This is a genomic window from Sphingomonas brevis (assembly GCF_023516505.1).
GTDB classification, from domain to species: Bacteria; Pseudomonadota; Alphaproteobacteria; order Sphingomonadales; family Sphingomonadaceae; genus Sphingomicrobium; species Sphingomicrobium breve.
In genome coordinates, this window is record NZ_JAMGBB010000001.1 from 1,373,648 (window position 1) to 1,388,150 (window position 14,503).

Sequence of the window (14,503 nt, forward strand, 5' to 3'; positions counted from 1 at the left end):
TATAAGCTTTACTCACTTGGCCACAGGGTCATGGCCGTTTCGACGAGCTTTTCGAGCTCTTCGCGAGAGGCGCCCTGATTGGCCTGGACGGAAATTCCCTGGAGGATGGCGATCAGCACCCGGGTCAACCCTTCGGTGTCGACATGGGCCGGAAGATCGCCCTCTTGCTTGGCTCGATCGAACCGTTCGATCAGCGCTTGCTTGCCCTTGTTGCTGCGCTCGATCACCTCGTCATGGATCGATTGCGCGGCCGGTCCACAGGCAACGGAGCTGATCACACGCAGGCAGCCATGCGGCTCACCGCCGCCGGTTGCAGTCTCGATCGAGCCATAGGCCATTGCCGCGGCGACCTTGCGCGCGGTCGGCTGGGCCATTGCCTTGCCGATATAATCGAGCTTTTCGCGCTCGTAGAGATCGAGCGCCTTGCGAAACAGCGACTCCTTGTTGCCGAACGCGGCGTAAAGGCTCGGCCGGGTGATCCCCATCGCTTCCGTAAGGTCGGTCAGCGACGCACCTTCATAGCCTTTGGCCCAGAACACGCTGAGCGCTTGCGCTAACGCGTAATCGACGCAAAATTCGCGCGGCCGGCCGCGGGGAGCGATGGATTCGGGCTTATTCATATCGATCGGTATATAATATGATGTTTCTGAAAATCCAGCAGTAATTACGGCAGCCGAATTTCGACCGCCCCGATGCCCTCCAAAATTCGACTGGCCTTCATTGCGCAGCAAGGATGCAGCCCTTAGGTCCACGCCATGACCCGCAGCCTCATCATTCTCGCCGGCTTGTTGCTCGCTTCCTGCGGCCAGGATGGCTCGGCCGACATCAAGCTGTCCAATGCCTGGGCCCGGCCGACCATCGGCCAGACGCCCGGTGCGGTTTACCTGACGATCGAAAATAATGGCGACGCTGCTGACCGGCTGACCGGCGCGGCCACCGATCTGGCGGCCATGGCGATGGTCCACCAGAATGAGGTGGTCGACGGTGTCGCCAAGATGCGGATGGCGGGCGAGATCAACCTTCCCGCCCACGACCGTATCGAAATGAAGCCGGGCGGCACCCACATCATGCTTGAGGGCCTGAGGGCGCCTCTGAAGGCCGGCGACGATTTCGACCTGGTGCTGCGCTTCCGTTCCAGCAAGGACCAGACGGTCAAAGTCACGGTCGTGGAGTCAGAGGGGGCATAGTCATCGCCAGGCTGCGCATCATCCTGTGGATACTGGTCGGGATTGCCGCGATCGGCGGGATCGTGGTCGCCCTGCAGCGCCCCTCGTCCGATTCCACCGAATCCGCCATGGCGACGATTGGCGGGCCGTTCACACTGACGGGAAGCGACGGCCAGCCGTTCCAAAGCTCGCGTCTCAACGGAAAGCCGGCGGCGATCTTCTTCGGTTTCACCAATTGCCCTGACGTTTGCCCGACGACCCTGGCCCGGCTGACCAAGTTGCGGCGGCAGCTCGGGAAGGGCGACGACGCCATGTCGATCGTGTTCATCACCGTCGATCCGGAACGCGACGGACCTGCCGAGGTCGGCAGCTATGCCAAGCTGTTCAACGCACCTGTGATCGGCCTGACCGGCAGCACTGCCGACATCGAGCGCGTGAAGAAGCAGTTCGGTGCCTTTTCGCAAAAGGTCGATCAGCCCGGCGGCGGCTATAGCGTCGACCATACTGCCAGCGTGTTCCTGATGGACCGCAACGGCAGCTTCGTCGCGACCCTTTCTCCGGAGGAAGGCGATCCGGTTGCGCTGGCCAAGCTGCAACGCCTGATCGCCTGACCTGCCGGTCGCTAGCTGAGGGTTTCCTCGCGCTCCATCACCCGCTCCAGCAGCCGATCGATCGCGTCATGCGCCTCGGGTTCCTCAAGTGTCGGCGCGTGGCCAACTTCCGGCACAACCACCAGCCTGGCATCATCGCCCAGCTCCTTGGCCATCCGTTCGGCCACATCCTGCGACAACAGGTCTGAAAATTCGCCGCGAAGAATTGTCACCGGGCGGCCAGCCAATGCCCGGAAGTGTGGCCAGCGCTTGGCATCGGGCGAGTTGGCCGCGGCCCCAAAATTGTCAGCGATCCTCATGTCGTAATGGAAGCGGATTCCGTCCGGCGTCTGGTGGCAGACCCGGCGGGTGAAGCGTTCCCAGTCGTCACCGCTCCAATTGGGGTAGATTTCGGCGTTTCGCGTCGCCAGCTCATGGGCGGCGTCTTCCCAGCTGGCAAAGCCAGTCTCCTTGCCGACATAGCTGCCGATGCGCTCCAGGCCCGTCTGATCGATCTCGGGGCCGATGTCGTTGATCATCGCTCCGGCGATCCGGTCGGCATCGCTCGACGCCAGCAGCATGGTGCAGAGCCCGCCGAGCGAGGTGCCAATGAACACTGCGTCGGCGATCCCCTCTTGGTCGAGCAGCTTCAAGATGTCGGCGACATAATGGCGCGGCTCGTAGCGCCGCGAGTCCGGATCGGATTCGCTTTCGCCCCTTCCGCGAAGGTCGACAGCTATCACCCGCCAGGCGCCGGCATAGCGGTCGGCGACCGGCTCGAAGTCGCGAGCGTTCCGGGTGAGGCCGGGGATGCAGAAAATCGGGGGCTTGTCGCGCGGTCCGGCATAGTCCCGGTAATGGAGTCTAAGGCCTTCCGCGCTGTTCCAGTAACGGTCGGTCCAACTCGGCATTACTTCCCCCGCAACAGAACTCCTCCTATCGCGGCCCAATGGCCGCGCTGCAACCCATTCCGATCGTGGAGCTTGGCGAGAGCTTTTACGATCCGGTGGCTTCGGCGGAATTTCCGGCCTGCACGCAGCGGTTCGTCAATCGCCGTTGGGCCGATCGGATTGGGCTCGGACGACTGAGCGACCAGGATTGGGCGCGGCATTTCTGTCGGTTCGATCCGTTGCCGGGCAACCTCCCGCAGCCGCTGGCGCTGCGCTACCATGGCCATCAGTTCCGGACCTACAATCCCGAGATCGGCGACGGCCGTGGTTTCCTCTTTGCGCAAGTTAGTGATGACCAGGGGCGGCTGCTCGACCTCGGCACCAAGGGTAGCGGGCAAACCCCTTACAGTCGAAGCGGCGATGGCCGGCTGACGCTGAAGGGGGGCGTTCGCGAAGTGCTGGCTACCGAGATGCTCGAGGCGCTCGGCGTCAACACGTCAAAGAGCTTCGCCCTGTTCGAAACCGGCGAGCAATTGTGGCGCGGCGACGAGCCTTCCCCCACTCGATCCTCGGTGCTGACCCGGCTCAGCCACGGCCATATCCGGATCGGCAATTACCAGCGACTGGCATATATCGACGACAGCGAGGGCATCGCCAGGCTGGTTAGATATTGCCTCAAGCATCTGCTTGGCGAGACCATCGGCGACGATTCCGAAAATGCCGCCAGGCTATTCGACCGGATCTGCTCGGCTACGGCAGAACTTGCCGCCAGCTATATCGCCGCGGGTTTCGTTCATGGCGTGCTCAACAGCGACAATATCAACATCACCGGAGAGAGCTTCGATTATGGCCCGTGGCGCTTCGCGCCCGAATGGGACGAGGAGTTCACCGCAGCTTATTTCGACCAGACCGGGCTCTATGCCTTCGGCCGCCAACCGGAGGCGATTCATTGGAACGTCGCCCAGCTCGCCGGCTGCCTGGCATTGGTCGGCGAGGCGCCGGCGTTGTCTGCCTTGCTCGCTTCGTGGCCGGCGCGGTTCGAAGCGGCATTGATCGACCGGATCATCGCGCGACTTGGAGTGGCGGCGCGCGGCGCCGAAAAGGAACGGCCGCTGGTATCGGCGGCACTCAAGGCACTTCGTTCACGTTCGGTCGGGATCGACCGCTTCTTCTTCGACTGGCGCGGCGGCCGCACACCGGAGGCCGAGCAGTATGCAACCAATGATTTTGATGACCTTCGGGAGCGCCTCGAAGGGCGCCAGCAGGTCCTGACCCATCCTTACTGGAACGACGAACAGCCCTGCTCAATGCTGATCGACGAGGTCGAGGCGATCTGGTCGGCGATTGCCGAGAGTGACGATTGGCGCCCGTTCGAGTCGAAGATCGAGGCAATTCGGCGGTTCGCCGACGCCATGACGTCGGACGTGGTGGGTTGACCGGCACGACGCGGCATGGGAACGCCCCCCGGGGTGCCGAAGTATAGATGAACGAAAAACTCGTCTCGACCGAGCCGGCTACCGGTGAGGAAATCTGGTCCGGACCGGTGGGGGATGCCGCTGCCGAGGTCGCTGCCGCGCGTGCCGCCTGGCCGGAATGGGCGGCCCACTCGGTTACCTTCCGGATCGAAACGTTGCGCCGCTTCGCCAATGTCGTCCGCGGCAAGGAAATCGAATTCGCGGAGCTGATCGCGCGCGAGACCGGCAAGCCTTTCTGGGAGGCCAAGACCGAGGTCGGTTCGGTGGTCAACAAGGTCGATATTTCGATCAAGGCCTATACCGAGCGGACCCCCACCAGCCGGCTAGAGGCCGCGATGGGCAACAAGGTCACCGTCCGCCACAAGCCGCACGGCGTCCTGGCGGTGCTTGGCCCATATAATTTTCCGGCCCACCTTCCCAATGGGCACATCGTTCCGGCGCTGATCGCCGGCAACACCGTGGTGTTCAAGCCGTCGGAAAAGACCCCGGCAACCGGCGAATTTCTGGTCAACTGCTTTCACGAAGCAGGTGTGCCGGAAGGTGTGTTGCGGCTGCTCGTCGGCGGGCCGGACCAGGGCAAGTCACTAGCCGGACAGGCTGGAATTGACGGATTGCTTTTCACCGGATCGGTTGGTGCAGGCATGGCATTGCACCGGCAGTTCGCCGAATCCCCGAACAAGATCCTGGCGCTCGAATTGGGCGGCAACAACCCGATCGTGGTGTGGGACGCGCCTGACCTGCAATCGGCGGCGACGATCATCGTCCAGTCGGCCTATCTCTCGGCAGGGCAACGCTGCACGGCGGCGCGCAGGCTGATCGTCGAAGACGGCAAGCATGAGGAACTGATCGCCGAGATCTGCAAGCTGATCGACCGAATCATCGTCGATCATCCGATGGCGGATCCACAGCCATTCATGGGCCCGGTTATCGACCTGATGGCCGCCGATATCCTTCAGGACCGTTTCATCGCCCTGATGATGAAGGGCGGCAAGCCGATCCGGAGGCTCGAGCGGCCGCACGAGGAACGCCCTTACCTGACGCCCGCGCTGATCGACATGACCGACGCGCCGGACCGGCTGGACGAGGAATTGTTCGGGCCGGTGCTACAGCTGATCCGGGTCAAGGATTTCGACGCCGCGATAGACGAAGCAAACAACACCCGCTTCGGTCTTGCCGCCAGCGTGTTGACCAAGGACCCGAAGCTCTACGATCGTTTCTGGGCCAATGTCCGCTCCGGCGTGATCAATTGGAACAAGCCGACCAACGGCGCCCCATCCAACGCCCCGTTCGGTGGCGTCGGCTATAGCGGCAATCATCGGCCGAGCGCCTTTTACGCTGCCGACTATAGTGCCTATCCGGTTACAAGTGTTGAGGCAGAATCAACCCGTGCGGTTATCAGTGAAGGCCTCCGGGACGCTTACGCGCCTGAGAAGTGATGCGCGCCTCGGCGCTTGACTCGGTTCGACGCGAGGTTCTTAATATCGGGATGGGGAACGCGATCACCCCATGAGGCGACATGCTGAAGTATCGCGTCCTACCTTCGAAAGGGACGCCTCATGTCTGCAACCAATAGCATCACCGCCGACAAGCTGTTCCGCCTGATTGGCACGCCCAATTGCCCGGCGATCATCGACGTCCGGCCCGACGGTGCCGAGCTTTTGCCCACGTCAGTGAGTCGGCGAGCGGAAGACGTTCGGGAATGGGCTGGCTCACTGGCCGGCAAAAACGTCGTCGTCAGCTGTATCCACGGCCACGAACGCAGCGCCGGAGTAGCCGCCATCCTTCGCACCGAAGGCATCAACGCTGAAATATTGGAGGGCGGCTTCGAGGCATGGCGCGATGCCGGCCTGCCGGTAATTGTCGCGGCCAAACTGCCGGAGCGCGACCCCGCTGGGCGCACCTTATGGGTCACGCGGGCGCGGCCCAAGGTGGACCGCATTGCCTGCCCATGGTTGATCCGCCGGTTCGTCGATCCAGAGGCCGTCTTCCTGTTTGTGTCTCCGACCGATGTTGCTGGGGTCGCCGAGCGTTTCGGCGCAACGCCATTTGACGTTGAGGGAGTGTTCTGGAGTCATCGAGGCGACCAGTGCACCTTCGATACGATGATCGAGGAGTTTGGACTTGATAGGATCGACGCCTTGGCGCGGCTCGCGATCATCGTTCGTGGGGCCGACACGGCACGGCCGGAGATCGCACCGCAGGCGGCCGGATTGCTAGCGGCCTCGCTGGGCCTTTCGCGAATGTTTTCCGACGATTTGGAGCAGCTCGAGGCCGGCATGCCAGTTTATGACGCCTTCTATCGTTGGTGCCGCGATGCGGTCGAAGAAACGCACGACTGGATATCTCACAAGCCGAAACGCTCCCGGCAGCCAGTGATTGCATAGTGTCAGAAGGCCGTCCGACCCTCGCGGCGATCTTCGCGCGCTTCCTTCGTTTTGGCCTGCTCGCCTGGGGCGGTCCGGTTGCCCAGATCGCGATGATCAAGCGCGAGCTGGTCGAGGAAGAGAAATGGATCAGCCCCAAACGCTTCAACCGCCTGCTGGCGATCTACCAGGTGCTGCCCGGACCCGAAGCGCATGAACTATGCGTCCATTTCGGGATGATGAAGCGAGGGCCGCTGGGCGGTGTCCTCGCCGGCCTCGGCTTCATGTTGCCCGGCTTCCTGCTGATTCTAACGCTGGCCTGGGCCTATCAACGGCTGGACCTGCAGATGCCGCCGATCGCCGCCATCTTGCTGGCGGTGCAGGTTGCAGTAATCGCTCTCATCGTCCGCGCGGTGCATCGCATTGGCGAGCATGCACTGGCGGATCGCTGGCTGTGGCTGGCGGCTGGCGCAAGCGCCATCGGCTCCTGGTTCGGCGTCAGCTTCTGGATACTCTTGCCAGCCGCCGGACTTTTCTATGCCTCCGCGGCCGGCCGTCGGCACATGCTTGCCTTTGCAGTTGCGCTACTTGCCCTGGCACTGGCGCTTTGGACCATTCAGCCCGACGGAACGAACGCCACAGTTGCAAGGCATGCTGCCCCGGCTGGATTCATGGCCTTGTTCGTGTCCGGCCTGAAGGCGGGCCTGCTGACCTTTGGCGGAGCCTACACCGCAATTCCCTTCGTCCGCCAAGACGCGGTTGGCCGCGCCTGGGTCAGTGACGGCCAATTCCTCGACAGCTTGGCGCTGTCCGGCATCATTCCCGCTCCACTGATCATTTTTGCAACCTTCGTGGGCTATTTGGCCGGCGGGCTTGGCGGAGCGTTGGCGATCACTGCCGGCATCTTCTTTCCGGCCTTCAGCTTCGCCCTGCTTTTCTACGACCGGCTCGAACAGGTAATTGAGGATGCAAGATTGCATCGCCTTCTGGAGGGCGTGGCCGCCGGAGTCGTCGGCCTGATCGCTATAACGGCGATCCAGCTGGGCTGGAACGTGGCCCAGAACCTGCCCTCGCTTATTCTCGGTGCGGCTATCTTCGTGGCCGCGCTGGCGCTGCTCTACCTGTGGAAGTCCAAGCTCAACTCATTGGCCGTAATAGTCGGCTCGGCCGCTATCGGCGCGCTGGCCTTCTAGCTCCGCATCTCCGGCAGATAGTCGCTGTCGCCTGCGTCGCTGAACTTGGTGATCTTCGCGTCGAACCGCATCCTGACCTTGCCGGTCGCGCCGTGACGCTGCTTGGCGACGATCAGTTCGGCGGTGCCGTAAACCCGTTGCATCTCCTCCTGCCACGCGGCGAAGTCGGGATGATCGTCCGGTGGCTGCTTCGCGGCGACATAATAGTCGGGCCGAAACACGAACCAGACCATGTCGGCGTCCTGCTCGATCGAGCCCGATTCACGCAGGTCCGACAGTTGCGGCTTCTTGTCCTCGCGCTGTTCGACCGCGCGGCTCAGCTGCGACAGCGCCAACACCGGAACGTCCAGTTCCTTGGCGAGCGTCTTCAGACCGCGGCTGATTTCCGAAATCTCGTTGACGCGATTCTCGTTGCTTGACTTGCCGCTGCCCTGCAGCAGTTGGAGATAGTCGACCACGACGAAACCGATGCCCTTCTGCCGCTTCAGCCGGCGGGCTCGGGCGCGGAGCGCGGCGATGGTCAGGCCGGGCGTGTCGTCGATGTACAGTGGCAGGGTCGACAGCTCGCCAGCAGCCCGCGCCAACGAGCGGAATTCCTGCTGGCTGATCTTGCCCATGCGTAGGTTTTCGGAACTGATGCCCGACTGCTCGGCGAGGATACGCGTCGCCAGCTGGTCGGCCGACATTTCCAGGCTGAAGAAGGCGACCGGTGCGCCGGCGCTCTTGGCCGGATCGATGCCGTCTTCCTGGTCGCGGACGAAGCGCTGCGCCGCGCTGAATGCCATGTTGGTGGCGAGCGAGGTCTTGCCCATGCCTGGGCGCCCGGCGAGGATCACAAGATCGCTCTTGTGGAGGCCGCCGACCTTGGTGTTGACCCCATCGAGCCCGGTTGTGATGCCGCTCAAATGGCCGCCGCTGTTGAGCGCCTTTTCGGCCTGTTCCAGCGCCATGCGCGTGGCCTCGCCGAAGCTCTTGACCGAATTGGCCGTACCGCCTTCCTCGGCGACGCGGTAAAGCTCGCTTTCGGCCCGCTCGATCTGGGTCAGCGGCGCCACTTCCTCGGAGGTGTCGAGCGCGCCCTCCACCATATCGCGCCCGACCCCCACCAGGGCCCTCAGCAGGGCCAGATCATAAATCTGCGCCGCGAAATCCCGAGCGCCGATTACTGCCGCCCCCGACCCCGTCAACTGGGCCAGATAGGCCGGACCGCCGATTTCCTTCATCGCCTCGTCGGCATCGAAAATTGGCCTCAGCGTAACCGGATTGGCGACCATGTTCTTGTCGGTCATCCGCAGGATGGCCTCGTAGACCCGCCCGTGCAGCGGCTCGAAGAAATGGTGCGGCTTCAGGCGCAGCTGGATGTCCTCGACCAGCCGATTGTCGATCATCAGCGCGCCAAGAAGCGCCGCCTCCGCCTCGATATTCTGGGGGAGCGAGGGGGTTGCGGGGGGCTCTGCCCCGCCGTCGATTCGAACTACTTCGGCCATGGGCGAAGCTAAGCCATAGTCGAACGGATTGTTCAAATTGCTATGTGGATAAGCCTCGGGAAAAGCGCAGATTTGCGATGATTTTCACACACAGTTTTTCCTGCTCGTCATGCCAGCGAAGGCTGGCATCCATAAACTCGACGCTTGCGGTTTACTTGCCACGATAGTGTTCATGGACCCCAGCATTCGCTGGGGTGACGGAAAGAGTTTGGGCCGCTAACCAACCTCGCCATGACCATTCAATCGGACCGCTGGATTCGCGACCAGGCGCTCAATCACGCAATGATCGAGCCGTTCGTCGAGGCGCAGCGCCGCGAAGGCTGCATCAGCTACGGCCTGTCATCCTATGGCTATGACGCGCGCGTTGCCGACGAGTTCAAGATCTTCACCAATGTCGACAGCGCCACGGTCGATCCCAAGGACTTTGCGTCCAACAGCTTCGTCGATCGCCAGACCGACGTCTGCATCATCCCGCCCAACAGCTTTGCCCTGGCACGCACGGTTGAATATTTCCGGGTGCCTGAGGACGTGCTGGTGATCTGCCTCGGCAAATCGACCTATGCCCGCTGCGGGATCATTGTGAATGTCACCCCGCTGGAACCCGGCTGGGAGGGTCACGTGACGCTGGAATTTTCCAACACCACGCCGCTTCCGGCCAAAATCTACGCCAATGAAGGCGCCTGCCAGTTTCTGTTCCTAAAGGGGAACGAGCGCTGCGAGACCAGCTACGCCGACCGCGCCGGCAAATATATGGGGCAAAGGGGCGTCACTCTGCCCAAGCTGTAAGCCCTACCAGCTTTGGGCTTCGGCCCTTTTCCAATCCTCTGGAGTCAGGCAGACCTTCTGGTTCATGTTGGAACCGGTCACCGGCAGCCATTTGCAGATTTTCTTGGGTGCCTGTTCTTTCTTGGCGACACTATTGGACACCGGCTCGTCCGCCTTGGCGGGCGCGGCGGCTGCCAGCAGCGTGGCGGCACAGATCAAGGTCATCGCGCGATAGTTACGCATGGGTCTTCTCCCCTGTGACACCCCATGCGCAATTTATGTGAACGCCCATGCTCCTGCCATCCGCCCGCTGCCGATTGGCCGAGCCGCGAAGCGCCTTGGTCGACAAGGCGCTTCGACGAACGGATTAGGCCTTAGCTTTCGTCGGTGACGTCGGCACCCGGACCGTTCTTCTTGATTGAGTCGATCGCGTTCTGCGCGCCTGACTTGCTCGAATAGCCCTCGGTCCAGAAAATCTTCTCGCTGTTATACTCGAAATAGGCGCGATACTCGCCATTGGTCGATTTTCGGATCACGAATTTATGGGCCATTTTAGCCTCCCTCATGCGTCGCGGAGAGGGGCTAGGCTAACCCAATTTAAGTGACAATGCCGTGACCGCTGACCCGCGCCGATATTCAGGCGGACTGCATTTTCTTGGCTTCGCGCTCCGCCCGCGCGGCGTCGTGCAGCAGCAATTCGCGCGACCGAAGGATTGTCTCGACCCAGTCATGGAAGGCATGAGCCAGCTTGGTGACGATTTCCTTCACCGGCCCTTCCTTCAAACAGCCGTCTTCGCCGAAGCTGTCGTCGGTGACATGCCCCAGATAGGCCTCTGGCTGTTGCATCACCGGCATGTTCAGGAACACGCACGCCTGGCGAAGCTGGTGGCTGGCGCCGAACCCGCCGATCGAACCTGGAGAGGCGCTAACGATCGCCGCCGGCTTGCGGTCCCACACGCTGCGGCCATAGGGCCGTGAGCCGACATCGATGGCGTTCTTCAGGACCCCTGGCACGCCGCGATTATATTCGGGGGTGCAAAACAGGATGCCGTCCGCCGCGGCAACCTGCTCGCGAAACCGCACATAGGCTTCCGGCTGGGGTCGCTGCAGGTCGTAATCCTGATTGTACAGCGGAAGGTCGCCGATCTCGATCGTATGGCAGTCGAGGTTGTCCCCGCGCAGCGCGCACATCGTCCGCGCGATCTTGCGGTTGAGGCTGTCCTTCCTGAGGCTGCCGACGATGATTGCAATCTTGTAATTGGCCATTTGCGCCTCCCGTCAATCGAACCGCTATGCGCTCCATAGCCGCTTTGGATGCTAGCGGCGACGGCCTTGGTGGCGAATGTTGGCCGGCCGGCCGCGCTTGCCTTGCCGGACCCGGTCTCGGCGTTGCGCGACCCGCGGCGGCCCTCCGAACTTGCCTTCGGGCAGTTCGAACCTGAGCGCGCCCGAGGCGGGATTGGCCTCGGCCAGCTTCAGTTCCAGATGCTGCCCGACACGATAGGCCTCGCCCGTCTCCTCGCCGACCAGGGCACGGGCTGCTTCATCGTAGCGAAAATATTCGCTGCCGAGAATCGCCGCGGGCACCAGGCCGTCGCCGCCCAGATCCTCGACCGTGGCAAAGAAACCAAACGGCTGCACGCCGGTGATGCGGCAGCGGAGGATCTGCCCAACCTTGTCCGCCAGGAAAGCCGCGACGTATCGATCGATTGTCTCCCGCTCGGCTTCCATCGCCCGCCGCTCGAGCATCGAGATATGCTCGCCGACCTCGACGAACCGCTCGGCATCGGCAGGTGGCAGACCGCCTTCACCAAGCTTGAAGTTGCTGACCAGGGCGCGATGAACCAGCAGGTCGGCGTAGCGGCGAATCGGCGATGTGAAGTGGGCGTAGCTGCCCAGAGCAAGCCCGAAATGGCCCAGCGGCTCGGGCGAATAACGCGCCTGCATCTGGGTTCGAAGCACCTGCTCCATAATCTCCGGCCGGGCATCATGATGCTCGCCGATCCGTTCCAGGATGCGATTGAAGGTCGCCGGCCGGACCACCTGCCCTAGCACGAATTCCAAGTCGAAGGTCGCCAGATAATCCTTCAGCGCCACCAGCTTCTCGCGGCCCGGCGCCTCATGGACACGATACATCACCGGGGCCTTTTTCTTTTCCAGCGCCTTGGCCGCGGCGACATTGGCGGCGATCATGAAATCCTCGACCAGCCGGTGCGCGTCCAACCGCTCGCGCGGCGCGACCGACAATATCCGCCCTTTCTCGTCGAGCATCACCCGCCGTTCCGGCAGGTCGAGCTCGAGCGGCTCGCGCTTGTTGCGCGCCGCCAGCAGCGCCCGCCAACAGGCCCACAGCGGTTTCAGCGCCTTGTCGACCAGTTCATTCGAAACACGCCCATCGAGCGGCGGCATCGAGCAGGGAGAGGATGCATTTTCAATGACTTGCTCTTCAGCCACATCCATCGCCGCTTGAGCATCCTCATAAGCAATATTTGCGGCAACACAAATCTTGGCACGTGTAAAATGCCAGCTTTTGAGTGCTCCGTCCTTGCCGATATGAAGGTGGCAGGCCATTGCCGCCCGCGGCTCGCCTTCTTTCAGGGAACAGATGTCCGACGACAGTTCATGGGGCAGCATCGGGACCACCCGGTCCGGAAAATAGACGCTGTTGCCCCGCGCCCGCGCCTCGCGGTCGAGCTCGCTGTCAGGGCGGACATAATAGCTGACGTCGGCGATCGCGACGATTGCATCCCAGCCGTCGCCGTCGTCGCGAAGAGCTGCCCAGATGGCATCGTCATGATCGCGCGCATCCTCGGGATCGATCGCGACGATCGGCAAGTGGGTCAGGTCCTCGCGGTCCTCGCCCAGTTTCTGCCTGGCGACATGTTTGGCCTCGACCACCGCCTCGGCCCGAAACTCGTCGCGCAGGCCATATTTATGGATCGCGATCAGGCTGAAGCTGCGCGGTGCAAACGGATCGCCGAGGATTGCGTCGACACGCGCGGTCACCCGGGGCGGGCGGCCCGACGGCTCGGCCAGTACCAGGTCGCCCTCCTGTGCGTCCTTCAACTCGGAAATCGGAAGCTCGCGCCGCTCCTTCTTGTCGACCGGGGTCAGGTAGAAGCGGTCGCCCTCCCGACGAACGACGCCCAGCACCAGCTCGGCCGAGCGCTGCAGCTTCTTCATCACGTGGGCGACGTGCCCCTTCCCCGCCTCCTCAGTACGGGCAAGGATGCGGTCGTTGAGCGCCAGCGCCGACCGGCGGCCGCGTTCGATCACCCTCAATTTCGGCGGCGGAGTATCGGCATGCCAGCTTTCGGGCTGGGCCCAGACGTGCCCGTCGTCGACCGACACCACTCGGAGCACGGTCACCCGTGGAATGCCGCCGGCCTTGTGAAAGGCCCGCCCGGGGGCGCTGTCGATCAGCCCTTCGTCGGCCATGTCCTTCAAGAGAGCCTTGAGCATGATCTTCTCATGCCCTGACAGGCTGAACGCCCGCGCGATCTCGCGTTTGCCGGCGGGCTGGCCGCTGGACTCAATGAAATCGAGGATCTGCTGGCGAGTCGGGAGACCCTGGGATGGTTTGCGGGGCATGCGGCTCCTAATTGGGCGATGCGATGGCCGCAGCCAAGACTGCTCGACGCGCCAGCCGATGTTCGCGCCAGACGATGACCAGGCCGCTTGTGATAATGATCGGCGCGCCGACCCAGATCCATGGCGTCGGCAGCTCACCGAAAATCCATGACCCGAGCAGCAGGGCCCAGATCAGGCTGGTATAGTCCATCGGCATCACCAGGGCGACCGGCGCGAGCCTCAGCGCACCGGTCAATGTCAGTTGGGCAAGGCCTCCCGCCAATGCCATCGCGCCGAGGATCGCCCAGGTGGTCGGGTCATGCGGCTTCGCGAACCACAACATCGCTGCGCCGAGCGGCACTAGCGAGCTGGTCGCGAACCAGAAAACGGTGGTCGAGGCCCGCTCGGTCTTTCCCAGGCGGCGGATGACGATTGTGACCGACGCAGTCAGCAGCGCCGCAATGAGCGCCACCGAGGCCCCCAGCAGCGGCACTTCGCCGGTCCCCGGCTGAACGATGAGCAGGACGCCGAGGAAGCCGCATCCGACGGCCCCCCAGCGCCATTTGCCGGTCGGCTCGCCCAGGACCATCGCCGCCAGCACGGTCGAGAAGATCGGCACCGAAAAGCCGATCGCCGTCGCTTCGGCCAACGGCAGCATGATCATCGCCGCGAAATTCAATGCCATCGCCGTCACGCCAAGTGCCATCCGCCCGACATGGGCGCCGACACGCTTGCTGTGCAGCGACCTGAACCCCGGCCCCGCCGCGACCAGCCCGACCGCGCACAGCGCCGATCCGCACTGGCGATAGAAAAGGGTCTCGACGATGTTCACCCCTCGCGTCGAGACGAGCTTTACCAGCGCAAACATGATCGCAAGCAGCAGGGCAGTCACTAGCCGCAACACTACCCCCGCCACCGGCCTTGGATCGGCGGGGCGGTCGGTATCGAAGCTGGTGGTGCGGGGCATGCTCAGCCCCTAGCTGTCATTGCGAGCGAAGCGAAGC

15 protein-coding genes are annotated in these 14,503 nt (G+C 63.0%); 7 read left to right on the plus strand and 8 right to left on the minus strand.

What is annotated here, in order from left to right:
- Positions 1–8: 8 nt before the first annotated feature.
- The gene (locus LZ518_RS07040) at positions 9–620 is read right to left on the minus strand and encodes a TetR/AcrR family transcriptional regulator (protein WP_249915292.1); all 612 of its coding nucleotides are present in this window, start codon (positions 618–620) and stop codon (positions 9–11) included.
- 135 nt (positions 621–755) lie between these two features.
- Here LZ518_RS07040 and LZ518_RS07045 point away from each other — a divergent pair, with 135 nt between their 5' ends.
- Together LZ518_RS07045 and LZ518_RS07050 are read left to right on the plus strand one after the other, a co-directional pair.
- Complete coding sequence (locus LZ518_RS07045) at positions 756–1,187, plus strand: copper chaperone PCu(A)C (protein ID WP_249915293.1); 432 nt, start codon at positions 756–758, stop codon at positions 1,185–1,187.
- Between the two features lie 107 nt (positions 1,188–1,294).
- A complete protein-coding gene (locus tag LZ518_RS07050; protein ID WP_249915294.1) occupies positions 1,295–1,777 on the plus strand; it encodes an SCO family protein in 483 nt (160 codons plus the stop codon).
- A gap of 11 nt (positions 1,778–1,788) precedes the next feature.
- Here LZ518_RS07050 and LZ518_RS07055 read toward each other — a convergent pair whose 3' ends face one another.
- Positions 1,789–2,667, minus strand: a complete 879-nt coding sequence (locus LZ518_RS07055) for an alpha/beta fold hydrolase (RefSeq protein ID WP_249915295.1) — start codon at positions 2,665–2,667, stop codon at positions 1,789–1,791.
- 38 nt (positions 2,668–2,705) lie between these two features.
- Between LZ518_RS07055 and LZ518_RS07060 the strand changes: the two genes are divergently transcribed.
- From LZ518_RS07060 to chrA, 4 genes are all read left to right on the plus strand, one after another.
- Positions 2,706–4,082 carry a protein adenylyltransferase SelO family protein gene (locus LZ518_RS07060; RefSeq protein ID WP_249915296.1) on the plus strand — a complete coding sequence of 459 codons (1,377 nt, stop codon included), beginning with the start codon at positions 2,706–2,708 and terminating at the stop codon, positions 4,080–4,082.
- A 47-nt stretch (positions 4,083–4,129) separates the two neighbouring features.
- Positions 4,130–5,557: a succinylglutamate-semialdehyde dehydrogenase gene (gene astD / locus LZ518_RS07065; RefSeq protein WP_249915297.1), complete on the plus strand. Its 1,428-nt coding sequence runs from the start codon at positions 4,130–4,132 to the stop codon at positions 5,555–5,557.
- A gap of 120 nt (positions 5,558–5,677) precedes the next feature.
- The gene (locus tag LZ518_RS07070) at positions 5,678–6,505 is read left to right on the plus strand and encodes a chromate resistance protein ChrB domain-containing protein (protein WP_249915298.1); all 828 of its coding nucleotides are present in this window, start codon (positions 5,678–5,680) and stop codon (positions 6,503–6,505) included.
- Positions 6,505–7,677: a chromate efflux transporter gene (gene chrA / locus LZ518_RS07075; RefSeq protein ID WP_249915299.1), complete on the plus strand. Its 1,173-nt coding sequence runs from the start codon at positions 6,505–6,507 to the stop codon at positions 7,675–7,677. Before LZ518_RS07070 ends, chrA begins: the two co-directional genes overlap by 1 nt.
- Here the strand turns inward: chrA and LZ518_RS07080 are convergent.
- Entirely contained in the window at positions 7,674–9,164 is a 1,491-nt protein-coding gene (locus tag LZ518_RS07080) for a replicative DNA helicase (protein WP_249915300.1), read from the minus strand. The genes chrA and LZ518_RS07080 overlap by 4 nt on opposite strands.
- 231 nt (positions 9,165–9,395) lie before the next feature.
- On the opposite strand from LZ518_RS07080, the gene dcd reads away from it, so the two are divergent.
- Positions 9,396–9,950 carry a dCTP deaminase gene (gene dcd, locus LZ518_RS07085; protein ID WP_249915301.1) on the plus strand — a complete coding sequence of 185 codons (555 nt, stop codon included), beginning with the start codon at positions 9,396–9,398 and terminating at the stop codon, positions 9,948–9,950.
- 3 nt (positions 9,951–9,953) lie between these two features.
- On the opposite strand, the gene LZ518_RS07090 is transcribed toward dcd, so the two are convergent.
- The 5 genes from LZ518_RS07090 to LZ518_RS07110 all read right to left on the minus strand — a co-directional run bounded on the left by LZ518_RS07090 (position 9,954) and on the right by LZ518_RS07110 (position 14,466).
- Positions 9,954–10,172 carry a hypothetical protein gene (locus LZ518_RS07090; protein ID WP_249915302.1) on the minus strand — a complete coding sequence of 73 codons (219 nt, stop codon included), beginning with the start codon at positions 10,170–10,172 and terminating at the stop codon, positions 9,954–9,956.
- A gap of 131 nt (positions 10,173–10,303) precedes the next feature.
- The gene (locus LZ518_RS07095) at positions 10,304–10,480 is read right to left on the minus strand and encodes a YegP family protein (protein ID WP_249915303.1); all 177 of its coding nucleotides are present in this window, start codon (positions 10,478–10,480) and stop codon (positions 10,304–10,306) included.
- Positions 10,481–10,565: 85 nt separating this feature from the next.
- Positions 10,566–11,195: an NADPH-dependent FMN reductase gene (locus tag LZ518_RS07100; RefSeq protein WP_283938170.1), complete on the minus strand. Its 630-nt coding sequence runs from the start codon at positions 11,193–11,195 to the stop codon at positions 10,566–10,568.
- Positions 11,196–11,246: 51 nt separating this feature from the next.
- Positions 11,247–13,520, minus strand: a complete 2,274-nt coding sequence (locus LZ518_RS07105) for a ribonuclease R family protein (RefSeq protein WP_249915304.1) — start codon at positions 13,518–13,520, stop codon at positions 11,247–11,249.
- A 7-nt stretch (positions 13,521–13,527) separates the two neighbouring features.
- On the minus strand, positions 13,528–14,466 hold the full coding sequence (locus LZ518_RS07110) for a DMT family transporter (protein ID WP_249915305.1): 939 nt from the start codon (positions 14,464–14,466) through the stop codon (positions 13,528–13,530).
- Positions 14,467–14,503: the final 37 nt, after the last annotated feature.